We start from the raw sequence: 19,784 nt of genomic DNA on the forward strand, positions 1-19,784 counted from the left end.
ATCCACATGTCGGGACGGTCACGGAGGGTGGCCATACCGCAGGTCGGGTCGCCCACGGGCGAAACGCGCCGCTGGTGATCGACTTCACAAGTCATCCGGCCGCTACCGAGCCGAAACACCACTGCGGCAGTATCTGGAACCGATCAAGTTACCGGCCCCGTGCCGCTGTCAAGGAGGACCCGTGCTCACTGTCGGTGACCGCTTCCCCGAGTACGAACTGACCGCCTGCGTCTCGCTGGACGCCGACCGGGCGTTCGAGTCGATCAACCACAAGTCGTACGAGGGCAAGTGGCGGGTGGTCTTCTTCTGGCCGAAGGACTTCACGTTCATCTGCCCGACGGAGATCGCCGAGTTCGGTCGGCTCAACGGCGAGTTCGCCGACCGGGACGCCCAGGTGCTCGGCGTGTCGGTGGACAACGAGTTCGTCCACTACGCCTGGCGCAAGGACCACCCCGACCTGCGTGAGCTGCCGTTCCCGATGCTCAGCGACATCAAGCGCGAGCTGACCGACGCCTGCGGCGTGCTCGGCGCCGACGGCGTGGCCCAGCGGGCCACCTTCATCGTCGACCCGGACAACGAGATCCAGTTCGCCATGGTGACCGCCGGCTCCGTCGGCCGCAACGTCTCCGAGGTGCTGCGCGTGCTCGACGCCCTGCAGACCGACGAGCTGTGCCCGTGCAACTGGAACAAGGGCGGCGACACCCTCGACGCCACCAGGCTGCTCGCCGGCGCCGGGGCCTGACGATGGGCCTCGACGCGATCAAGGCGGCCCTGCCCGAGTACGCCAAGGACATCAAGCTCAACCTGGGCTCCACCGTGGGCGCCTCCACCCTCAAGCCGGAGCAGGCGTGGGGCACGGCGCTGGCCTGCGCCGTCGCCGCCCGCAACCCGGTCGTGCTGCGGGAGATCGCCGCCGAGGCGGCCACCCACCTCACCCCCGAGGCGGTCGAGGCGGCGAAGGGCGCCGCGACGATCATGGCGATGAACAACGTCTACTACCGGGCCAAGCACCTCATCGGCGACGAGAACTACGCGTCGATGCCGGCCCGGCTGCGGATGCAGATCATCGCGCGGCCGGGCGTGGAGAAGGGCGACTTCGAGCTGTGGTGCCTCGCCGTCTCGGCGATCACCGGCTGCGGCGTCTGCCTGGAGTCGCACGAGAAGACCCTGCGCGCCGCCGGGTTCACCCGGGAGCAGGTGCACGAGGGGCTGCGCATCGCCGCCGTCGTGCACGCCGCCGCCGTGGCCCTCGACGCGCAGGCCGCGCTCGTCTGAGCCGTACGCCCGGACACCCGCCGGCGCCGCACCCCCGCGGCCCGGCGGGTGTCCGCGTGTGGGCGGCCCGGCGAGGGGCCGGCGTGTAGGCGGCCCGGGGCCCGGGTAGGTGGTCGTTCGGAGACGATCCCTCCGAGACGACCACGACGGTCGGGGCAGGAGCACCCATGGACAGGCTCGACCCGCACGCCGCCACCGGCACGCCCGACCCGATGCGGCACGGCGACCAGGGCGCGATCGCCGGCGGCGCCCCCGCCGGGGCGTTCGACCCGTGGAGCTACCGCGACCGGCCCTCGGTCGCCGACGCCGACCTCGTCGGCTACCACGTCGAGGCCACCGACGGCGGCGTCGGCAAGATCGACAGCGCGAGCCACGAGGTCGGCGGCAGCTACCTGGTGGTCGACACCGGCCCCTGGATCTTCGGCAGGAAGGTCATGCTGCCCGCCGGCACGGTCAACCACGTCGACCACGACGCCCGCACCGTGTACGTCGACCGGGAGCGCGACCAGATCAAGGCCGCCCCCGAGTACGACGAGGAAAGCCACAGCGACCCGGCGTTCCGCGACCGGCTCGGCGGCTACTACGACGAGAGCTACGGCAACCTGCCCCCGGGCACCGCGCGCTGAGCCCCCGTCCGCCGCAGCGGCCGGCGCTCACGGTGACGGCCGCCGTTCGCCGTAACGGCCGGTGGGGTTCCGGCCCACCGACGGTTACGGTGTCAGCGTGGACGCGACCGAGGACAAGCGCAGGATCCCCTTCACCGCCCTGTTCAACTTCCGCGACGTCGGCGGCTACCCGACCGGCGACGGGCGTGCGGTCCGCTGGGGGCGGCTCTACCGCTCCGACTCCCCGCACCGCATCGACGGCCCCGACCGGGAGGCGTTCGCCGCCCTCGGCGTGCGCACCGTGATCGACCTGCGCCGCCCGACCGAGGTGGCCCGGGACGGCAGGGTCCCGGAGCTGCCCGGGCTCGCCTACCGGCACATCCACCCCGAGCACGTCGACTGGGCGGAGGCGCAGTACGAGCCCGGTTCGAGCCTCGCCCGCTTCCTCGCCGACCGGTACGCCGCCCTCGCCGGCACCGGCGCGGCCGGGCTCGCCGAGGCGGTCGGGCTGATCGCCGACAGCGCCGCCGAGCCGGTCGTCGTGCACTGCGTGGCCGGCAAGGACCGCACCGGGATCGTCTGCGCGCTGACCCTGTCGGCGCTGGGTGTGAGCGACGCCGACATCGCCGCCGACTACGCGCTGAGCACCGAGGCGTCGCAGCGGTTCAGCGCCTGGGTGGCCGCCACCATGCCGGACGCCCGGGACCTGCCGGCGCCCTACCTGGCCTCGCCCGCCGAGGCGATGACGCTGTTCCTGGCCGAGCTGCGGGAGGGGCACGGCTCGGCGGAGGGCTACCTGCGGCACGCCGGCGTCACCGACGCCCAGCTCGCCGCACTCCGCGACCACCTGCTGGAGTGAGCGCGCCCCGCCAGCTCACCAACCCGGCCTACCCGGCCCGCCAGCTCACTCGCCCGCCCCGCCCGGCCCGCCCGCCCCGTCGGGCTGCCCGGCGGAGTTAAGAAGGGGCCCCTCCTCTACAGAATGCGTTAAGAAGGGGCCCTTCCTTGCACCTACAGGCGGGTCACCCAGCCGTGCGGGTCGGCGGCCCGGCCGCGCTGGATGTCGACCAGCCGCTGCTGCAACGCCGTGGTCACCGGGCCCTGCCCGCCGTCGGCGACGGCGAACTCGCCGTCGGGGTACTTGACCCGGCCGATCGGCGTGATCACCGCCGCCGTGCCGCAGGCGAACGCCTCGCGCAGCCGGCCACTGGCCGCGTCGGCCTCCCAGTCGGCGAAGCTGACCGGCCGCTCCTCGACCCGGTGGCCGGCCTCGGCGGCCAGGGTGAGCAGGGCGTCCCGGGTGATGCCGGGCAGGATGGTGCCGGTCAGCGGCGGGGTGACGAGGGTGTCGTCGTCGTAGACGAAGAAGACGTTCATCCCGCCCAGCTCGTCGACGTAGCGGCGCTCCACCGCGTCGAGGAAGACGACCTGGTCGCAGCCGGCCTCGATCGCCTCGGCCTGGGCGGCGAGCGAGGCGGCGTAGTTGCCGCCGCACTTGGCCGCGCCGGTGCCGCCGGGGGCGGCGCGGGTGTAGTCCGGCGAGACCCAGACCGTGACCGGCTTGACCCCGCCCGAGAAGTACGACCCGGCCGGGGAGGCGATCACCACGTAGAGGTATTCGTTGGACGGCCGGACGCCGAGGAAGACCTCGCTGGCGATCATGAACGGGCGCAGGTAGAGGCTGGCCCCGTCGCCCTCCGGGATCCAGTCCCGGTCGATGTCGACGAGCCGGCGCAGCGAGTCGACGAACAGCTCCGGGGGCAGCTCCGGCATCGCCATCCGGCGGGCCGAGTCGACGAACCGGGCGGCGTTGGCCTCCGGCCGGAACATGGTGATCGACCCGTCGGCGAGCCGGTAGGCCTTCAGCCCTTCGAAGATCTCCTGCGCGTAGTGCAGCACGGCGGAGGCCGGGTCCATCGGGATCGGCCCGCGCGCCTCGACCCGGGCGTCGTACCATCCCTTGCCCTCGGCGTACCGGATCGTGACCATGTGGTCGGTGAAGACGCGGCCGAACCCCGGGGCCGCGAGCAGGGCCGCCCGTTCGACGGCGGATACCGGCGTGGGATTCGGACGGATCTCGAAGTCGAGCATGTCACCACCGCTCATCGCGCGTGCCTCCCTGGGGAACGACGGCGCGCGGGACCGCACGCCGGAGGAAAGTGCTGCCAGAAACCTACCCCGAACGCTCGTTCAGCGGGTAGCGCCAACCGACGGGCGGTGGCTTCTGACAGGGGTGCCGGCGGTGCCGGCCGCCGGGTGCGCGACGGCTACCCGGTCGTTCAGGCCACCGCGTAGCCGGCGAGCCGGTCGCCTACCTCGGCGGTGCGCAACGGTACGCCCGCGCCCCGGTTGGCCAGCTCCGTGCCGACGGCGGCGGTGACCCGGGCGGCGGCCTCGGCGTGCCCGAGCTGGTCGAGCAGCAGGGCGGCGGAGAGCACGGCGGCGACCGGGTCGGCGACGCCCTGGCCGGCGATGTCCGGCGCGGAGCCGTGCACCGGCTCGAACATCGACGGGTACGCCCCGGACGGGTTGATGCAGCCGCTGGCGGCCAGCCCGATGCCGCCGGTGACGGCGGCGGCGATGTCGGTGAGGATGTCGCCGAAGAGGTTGTCGGTGACCACCACGTCGTAGCGCTGGGGCTGGGTGACCAGGAACATCGCGGCGGCGTCGACGTGCTGGTATTCCGTGGCGACGTCGGGGTGCTCGGCGGCCACGGCCTCGAAGGCGCGGGCCCACAGCGACCCGGCGTGGGTCAGCACGTTGGTCTTGTGCACCAGGGTCACCTTGCGCCGCTCGCGGCGCGACGCCCGGGCGAACGCGTCGCGGATGACCCGCTCCACGCCGTGCCGGGTGTTCAGGCTCTCCTCGGTGGCCACCTCGGCCGGGGTGTCCCGGTGCAGGGAGCCGCCCGCCCCGGCGTAGAGCCCCTCGGTGCCCTCGCGTACCACGACCAGGTCGACCTCGCCGGGCTTGACGTTGGCCAGCGGGCCGGCCACGCCGGGCCACAGCCGCGAGGGGCGCAGGTTGACGTACTGGTCGAAGGCGAAGCGGAGCTTGAGCAGCAGGCCCCGCTCCAGCACGCCCGGCGGGACGGTCGGGTCGCCGACGGCCCCGAGCAGGATCGCGTCGTGCCCGGCCAGCTCGGTCAGCACCGATTCCGGCAGCACCTCGCCGGTGCGGTGGTAGCGGGCCGCGCCGAGGTCGTAGGCGGTGGTCTCCACCCCGGGGAGCACGGCGTCGACGACCTTGAGGGCCTGCGCGACCACCTCGGGTCCGATCCCGTCACCGGCCACCACCGCGATGCGTGCCACGTCCTCAGCTCCCTCGCCTCGTCGTCTTCGCCCAACGGTACGGCCCCGTCCCGCCTCCCGGTACGAGCCTTCCACAATTCGGGAAAGCGGAATGCACAGCAGGCTCCCAGGTGGGATTCATGGTGCGGTCAACTTCCCTGCGTAGGGTCGGTGGCGAACGGGTCACGGGGGCCCGGACGGGTGGTCGCCGCGGTGCTGCGGCGCCGTCAGCGAAGGAGCGGCAGCGATGCGCATCGACGAGCAACCCCGGCAGCGCTGGGTCGACCAGCAGCCGCGCACCCGCTGGGTCGACCAGACCGCCTTCGCCAGCCGCCGCCCCGACCTGCGGCTGGGCACCCGCAGCCACCGCCTCGACGCCGCCGGCGGCACCGCCGTCGACCGGATCGCCGTGCAGCACACCGTCCGGACCGGCACCGCCGAATACTCGCTGCTGCTCAACGCCCCGAGCTGGCTGGGCCGGCGCGGGGTCGGCGCGGCGCTGGCCGACGCCGTCGCCGAACTGCGCGCCGTCGACCTCACCTACGGCCCGACCCGCCCCGACAGCCTGGTCTCCCGGCTGCGCCGGGGAGAGATCAGCCCCGAGTCGTACGCGCCGCTGGCCGACCTGGTCGACCGGTGCGCCGCGATGCGGGCGGCCACCGACGGCTGGTTCGACGCGTGGGCGGTGCCCGGCGGCTTCGACCCAGGCGGCCTGCTCGGCGGCTGGGCGGTGGAGCGGGCCGCGGCCCGGCTGCGCGCCGCCGGCATCCACGACTACGCCGTGCTCACCGGCGCCGACCTCGTCGTGCGCGGCCACGCCCCGCACGGCGGCCCGTGGCGGGTGGCGGTGCACCACCCGACCGACCCCCGGCGCGCCCCGCTGGCGCTGGAGATGACGGCCGGTGCGGTGGGGACCTCCGGGGTGACCGGCCGGCGGGGCCACGTGGTCGACCCGCACACCGGGGAGCCGGCCGACCAGCTCGACGCGGCCACGGTGATCGGCCCGGACCTGGCGGTGGCCGACGCCTACGCCACCGCGCTCTACGCCGCCGGCCCCGCGGGACTGGCCTGGTTCCGCAACGGATCGGACTACCGGGCGCTGTTCGCCCACCGCCGGCGCTGAGCGCACGCCATCCGCACCGGCCGGCCTTCGCATCCCGGCCGCCGGGTGGTCGGCGATCGGCCCCCACGGTCTCGGCAACGACCGTGGGGGCCGATCAGCGACGAGTGCGCGTGGCTCGCGCAATCGAGGGGTGCGGGACCGGCCGGGCCCGAGGTCAGACCACGCCACCCGAAGACGGGCCGACGACCGAACTCAGCCAGTGACCGCACGAGTACGCTAGCGAATCGACGCAACTCGACGCAAGAGTCTCCACAGCGGACCGTCTCCGGGGGACGGTCGGAACATTCGCGGTTGACCTGCGGTGGGGTCGCGGTGACTTCCCGGCCACAAGATGGCACGCTGTCCGCCGTGAGTTTCGATCTGAGCGTGTGGGCCCTCCCGGACGGGGCCACGCCCGCGGACGTGCGGGCAGCGGTGCAACGGTGCCGGCAGGGGCAGCACGGCGAACGTTACCCGGACCCGCGGGTCGTCGCCTTCTACCGGGCGATCACGGCCAGGTATCCCGACCGGCCGGCCGGCCCGGGTACCCCGTGGGAGGTCGCGCCGCTGCACGCGGCGAACGACCACATCGAGATGAACCTCAACCCCGCCTGCGAGGACCAGGTGCTGCTCGACATCGAGCGGCTGGCCGGCGAGTACGACCTGATGCTCTTCGACTACCAGGACGGTTCGGTCTATCCGCCGCCCGCGCGCACCCGGCGCTGAACCGGCCCGTCCGCTGAACCGACCCGACACGATCTGATCCGACGCGGTACGACACGACGCGGGGCCCGGCCGATTCGGCCGGGCCCCGCGGTCGTCCCAGGTGGACCGTGCGCGACGGTCCACGATGGACGGATGCTACTACTCGTCGCGCAGGTCGGCGGCGCTGGCCGAGGTCGCGCCGATCGAGTCGGCCGCCGAGGTGAGCAGGTCGGCGCCGAGGGCCTGGTCGACCGTGAGGGTCATCAGGGTCTCGCCGCCGGCCTCCCGGCGGGCCACCTGCATGGCGGCGATGTTGATGCCGGCCTCGCCGAGCAGCGTGCCGACGGTGCCGACCACGCCCGGGCGGTCCACGTAGCGCAGGAAGAGCAGGATGCCCTCCGCGCCGATCTCCACGTCGAAGCCGTCCACCTCGGTCAGCTTCAGCACGTCGCGGGCGCCCGCCGCGGCGACCGTGCCGGAGACGCTGACGGTGCGGCCGTCGGGCAGCGCGCCGCGGACCGTCACCAGGGTCGGGTGGTCGGTCGTCTCGGCCTGGCTGGCCAGGTTGACCTCGACGCCCCGCTCGGCGGCCAGGTGCGGCGCGTTGACGTAGGTGACCTGCTCCTCGACCACCGAGCTGAACAGCCCCTTGGTCGCGGCGAGCTTGAGCACCGACACGTCGTGGGCGACGGCCGCGCCGCGCACCTCGACGGTGACGCTGGCGGCCACCCCGCCGGCCACGGCGGTGAACGCGCGGCCCAGCTTCTCGGCCAGCGGCAGCAGCGGGCGGATGTCCTCGGCGACGACGCCGCCGGCCTGGACGTTGACCGCGTCCGGCACGAACTCGCCCTGCAGGGCCAGCTTCACGCTCTTGGCCACGGCGAGGCCGGCCTTGTCCTGCGCCTCGGCGGTGGACGCGCCCAGGTGCGGGGTGGCCACCACGTTGTCGAAGGCGAACAGCGGCGAGGAGGTGCACGGCTCCTTGGCGTACACGTCGACGCCCGCGCCGCCGACGCGGCCCTCGGCGATCGCGTCGGCCAGGGCCTGCTCGTCGACCAGCCCGCCCCGGGCGGCGTTGACGATCCGCACGCCCGGCTTGACGATCGCCAGCTCCTTCTCGCCGATCAGGCCCACGGTCTCCGGGGTCTTCGGCAGGTGGATCGAGATGAAGTCGCTCTCCCGCAGCAGCTCCTCCAGCCCGACCAGGCGCACGCCGAGCTGGGCGGCGCGGGCCGGCTGGATGTAGGGGTCGTACGCGATCAGCCGGGTGCCGAAGGCGGCCATCCGGGACGCGAAAAGCACCCCGATGCGGCCGAGGCCGACGACGCCGACGGTCTTGCCCTGCACCTCGACGCCGGTGTACTTGGACCGCTTCCACTCGCCGGCCTTGAGCGCGGCGCTGGCGCTGGCGGTGTTGCGGGCCACGGCGAGCAGCAGCGCGACGGCCTGCTCGGCGGCGGAGACGATGTTGGAGGTGGGGGCGTTGACGACCATGACGCCCCGCGCGGTGGCGGCCGGCACCTCGACGTTGTCCAGGCCCACACCGGCCCGGGCGACCACCTTCAGCCGCGGGGCGGCGGCGATCGCCTCGGCGTCGATCTGCGTGGCGCTGCGCACGATCACCGCGTCGGCCTCGGAGAGCGCGGAGAGCAGGGCCGGGCGGTCGGTGCCGTCGACGTGACGGACGTCGAAGTCGTGGGCGAGCACCTCGATGGCGGCGGGGGCGAGTTCTTCGGCGATCAGTACGACAGGATTCATCGGTCCTCGTAGAGGTCGTATGGCGGTCGGCCGGGGCGACGGGGCGCCGCGCTGCGCCCTGCGCTGGTTCGTGCCATGGCCGTCAGGTGCCGGCTACGCACCTACCCGCGATCGTAGGGCGCGGGCCGCCCGGCGTGCCCCGGACGCTGGGGTGAGTGCCCTCACAAACCCGACATGTCAAGGGTGTTAAGGCTGGGTGAAATGACACGGCGACCCGCCCGACGCCGGGGAGAGCGTCGGGCGGGTCGCCGCGGTGCGGGCAGTGCTCAGGCGGTCTCGGTGATCGGCCGGTCGACCCAGCTCATCATGGACCGCAGCTTCTGGCCGGTCGCCTCGATCGGGTGCGCCGCGCCCTCGGCCCGCCACTTGGCGAAGTTGGGGCGGCCGTTGTCGTCCTCGGCGATCCACTCGCGGGCGAACTCGCCCGACTGCACCTCGGACAGGATCTTGCGCATCTCCTCCTTGACCCGGGCGTCGACGACGCGCGGGCCCCGGGACAGGTCGCCGTACTCGGCGGTGTCGGAGACGCTGTAGCGCATCCGGGCGATGCCGCCCTCGTACATCAGGTCGACGATCAGCTTCAGCTCGTGCAGGCACTCGAAGTAGGCGATCTCCGGGGCGTAGCCCGCCTCGGTGAGCACCTCGAAGCCGGTCTGCACCAGCGCCGCCGCGCCGCCGCAGAGGACCGCCTGCTCGCCGAACAGGTCGGTCTCCGTCTCCTCCTTGAAGGTGGTCTTGATCGCGCCCGCCCGGGTGCCGCCGATGCCCTTGGCGTACGCCAGGGCCAGGGCGAACGCGGTGCCACTGGCGTCCTGCTCGACGGCGACGAGGCAGGGCACGCCCTTGCCGTCGACGTACTGACGGCGGACCAGGTGACCCGGGCCCTTCGGGGCGACCATCGCCACGTCCACGTCGGCCGGGGGCTTGATCAGGTCGTACCGGATGTTGAAGCCGTGGCCGAAGAAGAGCGCCTTGCCCGGGGCCAGGTTCGGGGCGATCGCCTCGGTGTAGAGGCCGCGCTGCGCGGTGTCCGGGGCCAGGATCATGATCACGTCGGCCTCGGCCGCGGCCTCCGCCGGGGTGAGCACCCGCAGGCCCTGCTCCTCGGCCTTGGGCCGGCTCTTCGAGCCCGCCGGCAGGCCGATCACCACGTCGACGCCGGAGTCGCGCAGCGACAGCGCGTGGGCGTGGCCCTGGCTGCCGTACCCGATCACCGCGACCTTCTTGGCCTGGATCAGGCCGAGGTCGGCATCGTCGTCGTAGTACACCTCAACGCTCATTGACTTCCCTTTCGTACGGCGGCCCGGGTATGGCCCGTCGTGGCTTGTGCGGTCGGTGGTGCGGGGAATCAGGCGGCCCGCAGGGCCGGGCCCGCGGTGATCGAGCGCGAGCCGCGCCCGATCGCCACCGTCCCGGACTGGACCATCTCCTTGATTCCGTACGGTTCGAGGTCGCGCAGCAGCGCGTCCAGCTTGTCGGGGGTGCCGGTGGCCTCGATCGTCAGCGTGTCGGGCGCGACGTCGACGACCCGGGCGCGGAACAGGTTGACCGTCTCCAGCACCTGGCTGCGTGCCGCGCGGTCGGCGCGGACCTTGACCAGCAGCAGCTCCCGGGCGACCGAGACCTGCGGGTCCAGCTCGACGATCTTGAGCACGTTGACCAGCTTGTTGAGCTGCTTGGTGACCTGCTCCAGCGGGGACGACTCGGCGTTGACCACGATGGTGATCCGCGAGACGTCCGGGTTCTCGGTCTCGCCGACGGCGAGGCTGTCGATGTTGAAGCCGCGCCGGGAGAACAGCCCGGAGACCCGGGCCAGGACGCCCGGCTTGTTCTCCACCAGCACGGAAAGCGTGTGCATCGTCATGGTTAGATGTCGTCCTCGTCGAAGGCCGGGCGGACGCCGCGGGCGAACATGATCTCGTCGTTGCTGGTGCCGGCGGCCACCATCGGCCACACCATCGCGTCCTTGCCGACCACGAAGTCGATCACGACGGGGGCGTCGTTGATCGCCATCGCGGCCTCGATGGTCTTGTCGACGTCGGCGGCGTTCTCGCAGCGCAGGCCGACGCAGCCGAGGGCCTCGCCGAGCTTGACGAAGTCGGGGATGCGGTGCTTGTGGGTGCCCAGCTCGGTGTTGGAGTAGCGCTCGTTGTAGAACAGCGTCTGCCACTGCCGGACCATGCCGAGGTTACCGTTGTTGATCACGGCGATCTTGACCGGGATGCCCTCCAGCGCGCAGGTGGCCAGCTCCTGGTTGGTCATCTGGAAGCAGCCGTCGCCGTCGATCGCCCAGACCACCGTGTCCGGCCGCCCGACCTTGGCCCCCATCGCGGCCGGGACCGCGTAGCCCATCGTGCCGAGGCCACCGGAGTTGAGCCAGGTGCCCGGCTTCTCGTACGAGATGAACTGCGACGCCCACATCTGGTGCTGCCCGACGCCGGCCACGTAGACCGCGTCCGGGCCGGCGATCTTGCCGAGCCGCTCGATCACGTACTGCGGGGAGAGGGTGCCGTCGGCCGGCTCCTCGTAGCCCAGCGGGTAACGCTCGCGCAGGTCGTCGAGCTGGGTCCACCAGTCGCCCAGGTCGGCCGGTCGGCCGGCGGCCCGCTCGGTGGTGACCGCCGCGATCAGCTCCTCGATCACGTGCTTCGCGTCGCCGACGATCGGCACGTCCGCGTGCCGGTTCTTGCCGATCTCGGCCGGGTCGATGTCGGCGTGCACGATCGTCGCGTCCGGGGCGAAGGAGTCCAGCTTGCCGGTCACCCGGTCGTCGAACCGGGCCCCCAGCGCCACGATCAGGTCGGCCTTCTGCAGGCCGTAGACGGCCGCCACGGTGCCGTGCATGCCGGGCATGCCCAGGTGCTGCCGGTGCGAGTCGGGGAACGCCCCGAGCGCCATCAGCGTGGTGACCACCGGGATGCCGGTCAGCTCCGCCAGCCGGCGCAGCCCCTCGGTGGCCCCGGCCTTGAGCACGCCGCCGCCGACGTACAGCACCGGCCGGCGGGCGCTGGTCATCAGCCGGGCCGCCTCCCGGATCTGCTTGCCGTGCGGGTGCAGGGTCGGCCGGTAGCCGGGCAGGTCCAGCGTCGGCGGCCAGGAGAAGGTGGTCTGCGCCTGCAGGACGTCCTTGGGGATGTCGACCAGCACCGGGCCGGGGCGGCCCGTCGAGGCCAGGTGGAACGCCTCGGCGAGCACCCGCGGGATCTCCTCGGCCGTCTGGACCAGGAAGTTGTGCTTGGTGATCGGCAGGGTGATGCCCTGGATGTCCGCCTCCTGGAAGGCGTCCGTGCCGATCGACGGCCGCGCGACCTGGCCGGTGATCGCCACCATCGGCACCGAGTCCATGTACGCGTCGGCGATCGGGGTGACCAGGTTCGTCGCGCCCGGGCCGGAGGTGGCCATGCAGACGCCGACCCGGCCGGTGGCCTGGGCGTAACCGGTGGCGGCGTGGCCGGCGCCCTGCTCGTGCCGGACCAGGATGTGCCGCACCGTGGAGTCGTAGAGCGGGTCGTACGCCGGCAGGATCGCCCCGCCCGGGATGCCGAACACGACGTCGACGCCGAGCGCCTCAAGGGACCGCACGAGGGAACCGGCCCCGGAGAGCTGGACCGGCTCGGGCTGCCGTACGGCCGGGGCGGCCGGGACGGCGGCGGCGCGGCCGGTCGCCGCGGCGTCGGTCGCGGGCTCGGCACCGGCGCGGGCCCGGCGGGCGGAGTGGGCGAGTGTCTCTGGCGTGGGTCTCGTCATTGCGGTTCAGGCCTTCGGCTGGAGTGGCTGGTGCTCTGCAAGCGTGCGACGCGGGCGGGTGCCCGCACCGATGCGATGGGTCCGATGGCAATAAAAACGGCCCTCGTGCAGACATGCACGGGGCCAGCGCACTCTCGACGACGGAGAGTGCGCTCAGGTAAGTACTCGCGGAGACCGGTTCGACGACATGCGGTCAAGCCTGCCGCATCTCACGCGATGAGTCAACTGATCCCACATTTTGGTTAACGGACGTCGGCGCGTCCTGCCCCGACGCGCCGCCCGCACCCCCCGCGAGCTGCGCGGACCCGTCCCAGTCGGCCCGCGGGGCGGGCCCGTCCCAGTCGGCGCGCTGCGCGGGCAGGCGCGCCGGCCGCACCGGGGCCGGCGGGGCCGGGGACCGGCGGGCCCCGGGCGACGTCGCGGCCTCCAGCATCGCCTCCAGGTGCTCGGCCGGCACCCCCCAACCGAAGAGCGCGCCCTGGCCGAACCGGCAGCCGGCGGCGACCACGGCGGCCAGCTCGGTGGGATTGGTCACCCCCTCGGCGATCACCTCCAGCCCGAGCTGGTGCCCCAGGCGCATCACGATGTCCACCATCGGGGCGAAGGGCGGCCCGTCCGCGCCAGCCGGACGGACCGGCTCGTGCTCGGCCACCAGCCCGTGATCGATCTTGAGGATGTCGATCGGCAGCCGGCGCAGCTGGCCGAGTGACGAATATCCCGCGCCGAAGTCGTCGAGGGCGATCCGGACGCCGGTGCGCCGCAGCGCGGTCAGCCGCCGGATCAGCTCGTCGAGGTCGGTGGCGACGGCGTGCTCGGTGACCTCCAGCACCAGCCGCTGCGGCGGCACGTGGTGGGCGCGCAGCGCGTCGGCGACCTGGACCACGTACTCCGGGGCGTGCAGCTCCCGGGGCGAGACGTTCACCGACACCCAGACGTCGTGCCCGTCGGCCAGCCAACGGGAGAGCTGGTAGCACGCCTGGTGCAGCACCCACGCGCCGAGTTTGGCGATCATCCCGCACTCCTCGGCCAGCGGGATGAACTCGTCCGGGCGCACGTGGCCCAGCTCCGGGTGGTGCCAGCGCAGCAGCGCCTCCGCCCCCACCGGGCGCACCGACGGCAGCGACGCCACCGGCTGGAAGACCAGCCGCAGCTCGTCGCGCTCGATCGCCCCGCGCAGCTCGTGCTCCAGCGTCGTGCGGCGGCGCAGCAACTTGTCGTACGCGCCGTCGTAGTGCTCGATCCGGTTCTTGCCGCGTTGCTTGGCATAGCGCAGGGCCAGGTCGGCGTGGCGCAGCAGCAGCTCCGTGTCCGGCTCGTCGGGCAGCCCGGCCACCCCGATGCTCACCGACAGGAAGACCGGCCCGCCCGGCTGGTCGTACGGGTCGCCGAGCACCCCCAGCAGCCGCTCGGCGATCCGCCCCGCCTCGACCGGGCGGCCCGGCACGAGCACCGCGAACTCGTCCCCGCCGAGCCGGGCGGCCAGGTCGTCGGGGCGCAGGTTGCCGCGCAGCCGCCGGCCCACCTCCGCCAGCACCTCGTCGCCCACGTCGTGCCCGCGCATGTCGTTGACGTTCTTGAAGCCGTCCAGGTCCAGCCCGAGCAGCACGCACGGGTCGCCGGAGCCGGTGGCCTGGTGCAGGGCGCGCAGCAGCCCCCGCCGGTTGGCCAGGCCGGTCAGCGGGTCGGTGTGCGCCAGCTCGCGGAAGTGCGCCTCCCGCTCGGCAAGCCGGCCCGCGTAGCGGCGCACGTCGTGCAGGGCCAGGTATTGCCGGGCCACCAGGGCGAAGCCCTCCAGGCTGCCGGCGACGATGCCCAGCGCGTCGAACCGGCCGCCCTGGATCAGGTGGTACATCGCGGAGGCGGCCATCGCGCCCATCGGGACGAAGGCGTACGCGCCGTCGGAGCCGATCAGGTCGACGTCGAGCTGCCCCGGCGGGTCGGCCCGGCGCACGACCAGCGCGGCGGTCAACAGCCCCGCCGCCAGCAGCGCGGCGCCGGCCAGCACCATGCCCGGCACGGCCTGGCAGAGCCCGCCGGCGATGCCGAGCCCGCCGGAGGTCACCGCCGTGATCCCGGTGCCGAGCAGGGCCAACCGGCGGCGGGGCCGGGCGGCGCGCAGGAGCACGATCAGGGTGAGCCCGGCGGTGAGCGCGACGCTGACGGTGGCCAGCAGGATCGGCGCGCAGGCCATCGGGGTGGCGGCGCCGAGCAGCCGGGTCGGCTCGGAGAAGAGCACCCAGCCCACGAACCAGAGCGCGGTGGCCATCGTCACGCTGTCGAGGATGAGGCGGGCCGTCGCCGCGCGGGTCGCCCCCGCGCCGGGCAGCCGCAGCAGGCCCGCGCCGAAGGCGAGCGCGCTCGCCGCGACCCCGGCGGAGACCAGCGTGGCCCAGCCGGTGCGCTGCCCCTGCCGGTGGGCCAGGTGTTCGCCGGTCAGCGCCACGGCCAGCCCGACCGCGAGGCCGGCCACCGCGAAGCCCCCCGCCACGGCGACCAGCCCGGCGGCCCGCCCGCACCGGCGGCCGCCCCGCCGGGCGGAGGCGACCAACAGGGCGGTCGCGCCGGCGGCGACGAGGCCGCTCAGCACCACGACGGCGATCATGCCCGGGGGGAAGTACACGCTCCCAACTGTGCCGGATGCCCGCCGCCCATGGGGGGCCGGGTGTGCATCTGTTGGGACACGGGGCCGCGCCCCGGCGGTTGCCCCTCCGGCGGTGCAAGACTGGTACCCATGCCTGAGCTGCGGTCGAGGACCTCCACCCACGGTCGGACGATGGCCGGCGCCCGGGCCCTCTGGCGGGCCACCGGGATGACCGACGACGACTTCGGCAAGCCGATCGTCGCCATCGCCAACAGTTTCACCCAGTTCGTCCCCGGCCACGTACACCTCAAGGACCTCGGCGGCCTCGTCGCCGACGCGGTCGCGGAGGCCGGCGGGGTCGGCCGCGAGTTCAACACCATCGCCGTGGACGACGGCATCGCCATGGGCCACGGCGGCATGCTCTACTCGCTGCCCAGCCGCGAGCTGATCGCCGACGCCGTCGAATACATGGTCAACGCGCACTGCGCCGACGCCCTGGTCTGCATCTCCAACTGCGACAAGATCACCCCGGGCATGCTGCTGGCCGCGCTGCGGCTCGACATCCCCACCGTCTTCGTCTCCGGCGGCCCCATGGAGGCCGGCAAGACGGTGGCGATCGAGGGGATCGTCCACTCCAAGATCGACCTGATCGACGCGATGATCGCCTCGTCCAACGAGGCGGTCACCGACGACCAGCTCGGCGAGATCGAGCGGTCCGCCTGCCCGACGTGCGGCTCCTGCTCCGGCATGTTCACCGCCAACTCGATGAACTGCCTCACCGAGGCCATCGGCCTGGCCCTGCCCGGCAACGGTTCGACGCTGGCCACCCACGCCGCCCGCCGGTCGCTGTTCGTCGAGGCCGGGCGCACCGTCGTGGAGATCGCCAAGCGGTGGTACGACGGCGACGACGCCTCCGTGCTGCCCCGGCAGATCGCCAGCCGGGCCGCGTTCGAGAACGCCGTCGCGCTCGACGTGGCCATGGGCGGGTCCACCAACACGATCCTGCACCTGCTCGCCGCCGCGAGAGAGGCCGAGCTGGACTTCTCCGTCGCCGACATCGACGCCGTCTCCCGCCGGGTGCCCTGCCTGGCCAAGGTCGCGCCGAACTCCCCGAACTACCACATGGAGGACGTGCACCGCGCCGGCGGCATCCCCGCCATCCTCGGCGAGCTGGACCGCGCCGGGCTGCTGCACCGCGACGTGCACTCCGTGCACTCCCCCACCCTCGCCCGGTGGCTCGCCGACTGGGACGTGCGCGGCGGCTCCGCCACCCCGGAGGCGATCGAGCTGTTCCACGCCGCCCCCGGCGGGGTGCGCACCACCGAGCCGTTCTCCACCACCAACCGCTGGTCGACGCTGGACACCGACGCGGCCAGCGGCTGCGTGCGGGACCGCGAGCACGCGTACAGCGCCGACGGCGGGCTGGCCATCCTGCACGGCAACCTCGCCCCGGACGGGTGCGTGGTGAAGACCGCCGGCGTGCCCGAGGAGTGCCTGACCTTCCGCGGCCCGGCCAAGGTCTACGAGTCGCAGGACGACGCCGTCACGGCGATCCTGGCCAAGGAGATCGTCGCCGGCGACGTGGTGGTGATCCGCTACGAGGGCCCGAAGGGCGGCCCCGGCATGCAGGAGATGCTCTACCCGACCTCGTTCCTCAAGGGGCGGGGGCTGGGCCGCTCCTGCGCGCTGCTCACCGACGGCCGGTTCTCCGGCGGCACCTCCGGGCTGTCCATCGGGCACGTCTCCCCCGAGGCGGCCTCCGGCGGCCTCATCGCCCTGGTCGAGCCCGGCGACGAGATCGTCATCGACATCCCGGGCCGGTCCATCGAGCTGAACGTGCCCGCGGACGTGCTGGAGGCGCGGCGCATCGCACAGGAGAAGCGCCCCAAGCCGTACACGCCGGCCGACCGGCAGCGCCCGGTGTCAGCGGCGCTGCGCGCGTACGCGTCGATGGCCACGTCGGCCAGCGACGGCGCCTACCGCCGCGTCCCGGAGTAGAAGGAAGGGCCCCTTGTTAACGCCTGGCGTATAGAAGGGGCCCCTTCTCACCACCCGGCGTTCCCCGCCCGGGCAGGCCCGGGTGCCTGCGGCACGTCGGCCGTGGCCGATCGTGGACAGTTCCCGCACGCAGCGAACGGCAACTGTCCACGATCCACACTTGTGGAAGCGACCGTCCGGCCGCTGGCCGGCCTCGACGACGACGGTCGCGGCGGCATTGCCGCTCATCACGGCGTTGCGCATGCTCGGGCTCCGCGCCCAACTCGATTCGCCGAGCGCCCTGGAGCGCGCCCGACGGATCGTGACGGCAGGGGCTGATTCAGGACTCTGCTCGTGCGGCGGAGGGTTCGCCGCGCGCCTGGGTGACAGGTGGCGAGGTCGTTGGCGGTGGCCACACTCGCGGCGGTGACCACGGTGGCGGCGACCGGCGTGGGCCTGGCGTGGCAGTGCAGTTCGTCGACTACCCGAGGGTTGATCAACATCATGTCGGGGAGATGGGGGTGTCCTGGACGCGAGATACCGCCACCTCCCCGACATGACGCGCCGCTCAGGCGGCGCGGCGCTCAGGCGGTGGGCGCGCCCCGGAGCAGGCCGCGGGCGTACGCGATGGCCGCCGGGGTGTCCGGGAAGACCAGCCCGTCGCGGCGCAGCTCGTCGGCCACCCCCAGCGTGGCGAGAACCTGGTCGTGGCCGGGGGTGATGCCGGAGAGCAGCACGGTGATCCCCCGGCCGCGCAGCCGCCGGATGGCGTCGCCCAGCACGTGTGCCCCGGTGGCGTCCAGCGCCGACACCCGGGACATCCGCAGGATGACCACCCGCACGTCGGCGACGTCGGAGAGCTGGAGCAGGAAGGTGTGCGCGGCGGCGAAGAAGAGCGGCCCGTCCAGCCGGTACGCCACGATGTGCTCGTCGAGCAGCGCGTGCTCCTCGGCGCTGTGCTCGCCCCGGTCGAGGGGCACCTGCTCCAGCCTGGCGCTGCGGGCCACCGCGCGCAGCGCGATGACGATCGCGACGGCGATGCCGACGGCCACGGCGGTCACGAGGTCCCAGATCACGGTGACGGCGAAGGTGAGCACGAGCACCAGCGCGTCGCCCCGGGTGGCGCGCGCCAGCGCCAGGAGCGAGGCGGCCTCGACCATCCGTACGGTGGTGGCGAGCAGCACCCCGGCGAGCGCCGCGAGGGGGATGCGGCCGACGAGCGGCGCGGCGGCGAGCACGATCGCGGCGAGCGCGACGGCGTGGGTCAGCGCGGCCAGCTTCGACGACGCCCCGGCGCGCACGTTCACGGCGGTGCGGGCGATGGCGGCGGTGGCGGGGATGCCGCCGAACAGCGGGGAGGCGAGGTTGGCCAGCCCCTGCCCGAACAGCTCCTTGTCGGGGTCGTGCCGCTCGCCGACGGTCATGCCGTCGGCGACGGTGGCCGACAGCAGGCTCTCCAGGGCGGCGAGGGCGGCGACGGCGAGCGCGGAGGGCAGCAGCACGCCGACGGCACCGGGGTCGAGGAAGCCCAGCGACGGCGCGGGCAGCCCCTGCGGCAGCGCGCCGATGCGGACCAGGTCGACCGGCGCGGTCTCCGCGAGGATCGTCGCGGCGGCGACCCCGAGCAGGGAGAACGGCACGCCGGGCCGCCAGCGGCCACCGAGCAGCATCAGCGCCGCGACGCCGAGGGCCACCGCGAGGGCCGCCGGCCGGGGGTGTACGACGAACCGGGCGACCGCGTCGGCGGCCACCGCCCACACCCGGTCGCCGTGCGCGTCGGTGACGCCCAGCGCGGCGGGCACCTGTTGCAGGGCGATGACCACGGCGATGCCGGCGGTGAAGCCCTCGATGACGGGGGTGGGCAGGTAGCGGACGTACCGGCCGAGGCGGGCCAGCGCGAGGGCGATCAGCACGAGGCCGGCCATCGCGCCGACCATCAGCACCCCGGCCGGGCCGAACTGCTGCACCACGGGCACCAGCACCACGGTCATCGCGCCGGTGGGGCCGGAGACCTGGAGGTTGGAGCCGCCGAAGACGGCGGCCACGGCACCGGCGACGACGGCGGTGACCAGCCCCGCCTGCGCGCCGAGCCCGGAGGTGACGCCGAAGGCGAGGGCCAGCGGCAGGGCGACGATCGCGACGGTGAGGCCGGCGAGCAGGTCGCGGCGGGGCGAGCGGCGTACGGCGTGCCAGTCGGCGCGGCCGGGCAGCAGGCCGAGGACGCGGTCGCGGACGGCGGCGGTCGCGGCAGTGGCGGCTGTCGCGGCTGTGGCGGCGCTCACCGGCCCGCACCGGGCCGCGAGCCGGTCTCCCCGCTGGCGGCCGGAGCCGGGCCGGCAGTCGGCACGGCGTCGGCGCGCAGCTCGTCGAGGAGGGCGTCGCGGTCGGTGAGGACCGCGCCGAGGATGCGCCGCCCAGCGGCCAGCAGGTCGGCCACGTCGGGGGTGCTGAGGGAGTACATGACCAGCGGGCCGTCGCGGTGGGAGGCGACCATGCCGGCGCGGCGCAGCACGGCGAGCTGCTGGGAGAGGTTGGACGCCTCGACGTCGATGACGGCGAGCAGGTCGCGGACGGGCTTCGGCCCGTCCTGGAGCAGTTCGAGCACGCGGATGCGCACGGGGTGCCCGAGGGTGCGGAACAGCTCGGCCTTGGCCTGGTACAGCGGCACGGACACCTGGGGACTCCCGGCTCGACGACCCATACGTGAAGACTTTACCACTTGCAGAAGTCTTCAAGTCGTGAGC

The 19,784-nt window shown here is 73.6% G+C and carries 16 protein-coding genes; 7 read left to right on the plus strand and 9 right to left on the minus strand.

Annotated elements, in window-relative coordinates:
* The first annotated feature begins 181 nt into the window (after positions 1-181).
* The 4 genes from ACVMYR_RS07740 to ACVMYR_RS07755 all read left to right on the plus strand — a co-directional run bounded on the left by ACVMYR_RS07740 (position 182) and on the right by ACVMYR_RS07755 (position 2,739).
* On the plus strand, positions 182-742 hold the full coding sequence (locus ACVMYR_RS07740; RefSeq protein WP_077936579.1) for a peroxiredoxin: 561 nt from the start codon (positions 182-184) through the stop codon (positions 740-742).
* A 2-nt stretch (positions 743-744) separates the two neighbouring features.
* The gene (locus tag ACVMYR_RS07745) at positions 745-1,275 is read left to right on the plus strand and encodes a carboxymuconolactone decarboxylase family protein (RefSeq protein ID WP_457121431.1); all 531 of its coding nucleotides are present in this window, start codon (positions 745-747) and stop codon (positions 1,273-1,275) included.
* 167 nt (positions 1,276-1,442) lie between these two features.
* The gene (locus ACVMYR_RS07750) at positions 1,443-1,901 is read left to right on the plus strand and encodes a PRC-barrel domain containing protein (protein ID WP_396791746.1); all 459 of its coding nucleotides are present in this window, start codon (positions 1,443-1,445) and stop codon (positions 1,899-1,901) included.
* A gap of 97 nt (positions 1,902-1,998) precedes the next feature.
* Complete coding sequence (locus ACVMYR_RS07755; RefSeq protein WP_457121432.1) at positions 1,999-2,739, plus strand: tyrosine-protein phosphatase; 741 nt, start codon at positions 1,999-2,001, stop codon at positions 2,737-2,739.
* Positions 2,740-2,891: 152 nt separating this feature from the next.
* Here the strand turns inward: ACVMYR_RS07755 and ACVMYR_RS07760 are convergent, their stop codons facing one another.
* The gene (locus ACVMYR_RS07760) at positions 2,892-3,986 is read right to left on the minus strand and encodes a branched-chain amino acid aminotransferase (protein ID WP_077936576.1); all 1,095 of its coding nucleotides are present in this window, start codon (positions 3,984-3,986) and stop codon (positions 2,892-2,894) included.
* Between the two features lie 173 nt (positions 3,987-4,159).
* Positions 4,160-5,191, minus strand: coding sequence for a 3-isopropylmalate dehydrogenase (locus tag ACVMYR_RS07765; RefSeq protein ID WP_077936575.1), 1,032 nt, complete (start codon positions 5,189-5,191; stop codon positions 4,160-4,162).
* Positions 5,192-5,417: 226 nt separating this feature from the next.
* On the opposite strand from ACVMYR_RS07765, the gene ACVMYR_RS07770 reads away from it, so the two are divergent.
* Positions 5,418-6,293 (plus strand): FAD:protein FMN transferase, encoded by an 876-nt coding sequence (locus tag ACVMYR_RS07770; protein ID WP_457121433.1) that lies wholly within the window; start codon positions 5,418-5,420, stop codon positions 6,291-6,293.
* A gap of 348 nt (positions 6,294-6,641) precedes the next feature.
* On the plus strand, positions 6,642-6,998 hold the full coding sequence (locus ACVMYR_RS07775) for a hypothetical protein (protein ID WP_176734050.1): 357 nt from the start codon (positions 6,642-6,644) through the stop codon (positions 6,996-6,998).
* A 138-nt stretch (positions 6,999-7,136) separates the two neighbouring features.
* Here the strand turns inward: ACVMYR_RS07775 and serA are convergent, their stop codons facing one another.
* From serA to ACVMYR_RS07800, 5 genes are all read right to left on the minus strand, one after another.
* On the minus strand, positions 7,137-8,735 hold the full coding sequence (serA, locus tag ACVMYR_RS07780; protein WP_043962265.1) for a phosphoglycerate dehydrogenase: 1,599 nt from the start codon (positions 8,733-8,735) through the stop codon (positions 7,137-7,139).
* Between the two features lie 266 nt (positions 8,736-9,001).
* On the minus strand, positions 9,002-10,015 hold the full coding sequence (gene ilvC / locus ACVMYR_RS07785; protein WP_043962264.1) for a ketol-acid reductoisomerase: 1,014 nt from the start codon (positions 10,013-10,015) through the stop codon (positions 9,002-9,004).
* Between the two features lie 68 nt (positions 10,016-10,083).
* Positions 10,084-10,599 carry an acetolactate synthase small subunit gene (ilvN, locus tag ACVMYR_RS07790; RefSeq protein WP_043962263.1) on the minus strand — a complete coding sequence of 172 codons (516 nt, stop codon included), beginning with the start codon at positions 10,597-10,599 and terminating at the stop codon, positions 10,084-10,086.
* A gap of 2 nt (positions 10,600-10,601) precedes the next feature.
* Complete coding sequence (locus ACVMYR_RS07795) at positions 10,602-12,482, minus strand: acetolactate synthase large subunit (RefSeq protein ID WP_077936572.1); 1,881 nt, start codon at positions 12,480-12,482, stop codon at positions 10,602-10,604.
* A gap of 193 nt (positions 12,483-12,675) precedes the next feature.
* Positions 12,676-15,102 (minus strand): putative bifunctional diguanylate cyclase/phosphodiesterase, encoded by a 2,427-nt coding sequence (locus ACVMYR_RS07800; protein WP_457121434.1) that lies wholly within the window; start codon positions 15,100-15,102, stop codon positions 12,676-12,678.
* 111 nt (positions 15,103-15,213) lie between these two features.
* Here ACVMYR_RS07800 and ilvD point away from each other — a divergent pair, with 111 nt between their 5' ends.
* Entirely contained in the window at positions 15,214-17,061 is a 1,848-nt protein-coding gene (gene ilvD, locus ACVMYR_RS07805; RefSeq protein WP_457121435.1) for a dihydroxy-acid dehydratase, read from the plus strand.
* Positions 17,062-17,624: 563 nt separating this feature from the next.
* On the opposite strand, the gene ACVMYR_RS07810 is transcribed toward ilvD, so the two are convergent.
* On the minus strand, positions 17,625-19,322 hold the full coding sequence (locus ACVMYR_RS07810; protein WP_457121436.1) for a SulP family inorganic anion transporter: 1,698 nt from the start codon (positions 19,320-19,322) through the stop codon (positions 17,625-17,627).
* Positions 19,319-19,714 (minus strand): ArsR/SmtB family transcription factor, encoded by a 396-nt coding sequence (locus ACVMYR_RS07815; protein WP_091274448.1) that lies wholly within the window; start codon positions 19,712-19,714, stop codon positions 19,319-19,321. The genes ACVMYR_RS07810 and ACVMYR_RS07815 overlap by 4 nt, the downstream gene beginning before the upstream one ends.
* Positions 19,715-19,784: the final 70 nt, after the last annotated feature.

The organism is Micromonospora sp. PTRAS2 (assembly GCF_054052245.1).

Bases quoted from the DNA above. Each gene is read 5' to 3' on its own strand.
- ilvN (WP_043962263.1), bottom strand. From the start codon at position 10,599: ATGACGATGCACACGCTTTCCGTGCTGGTGGAGAACAAGCCGGGCGTC.
- serA (WP_043962265.1), bottom strand. From the start codon at position 8,735: ATGAATCCTGTCGTACTGATCGCCGAAGAACTCGCCCCCGCCGCCATC.
- ACVMYR_RS07795 (WP_077936572.1), bottom strand. From the start codon at position 12,482: ATGACGAGACCCACGCCAGAGACACTCGCCCACTCCGCCCGCCGGGCC.
- ACVMYR_RS07745 (WP_457121431.1), top strand. From the start codon at position 745: ATGGGCCTCGACGCGATCAAGGCGGCCCTGCCCGAGTACGCCAAGGAC.
- ACVMYR_RS07770 (WP_457121433.1), top strand. From the start codon at position 5,418: ATGCGCATCGACGAGCAACCCCGGCAGCGCTGGGTCGACCAGCAGCCG.
- ACVMYR_RS07750 (WP_396791746.1), top strand. From the start codon at position 1,443: ATGGACAGGCTCGACCCGCACGCCGCCACCGGCACGCCCGACCCGATG.
- ilvD (WP_457121435.1), top strand. From the start codon at position 15,214: ATGCCTGAGCTGCGGTCGAGGACCTCCACCCACGGTCGGACGATGGCC.
- ilvC (WP_043962264.1), bottom strand. From the start codon at position 10,015: ATGAGCGTTGAGGTGTACTACGACGACGATGCCGACCTCGGCCTGATC.
- ACVMYR_RS07760 (WP_077936576.1), bottom strand. From the start codon at position 3,986: ATGAGCGGTGGTGACATGCTCGACTTCGAGATCCGTCCGAATCCCACG.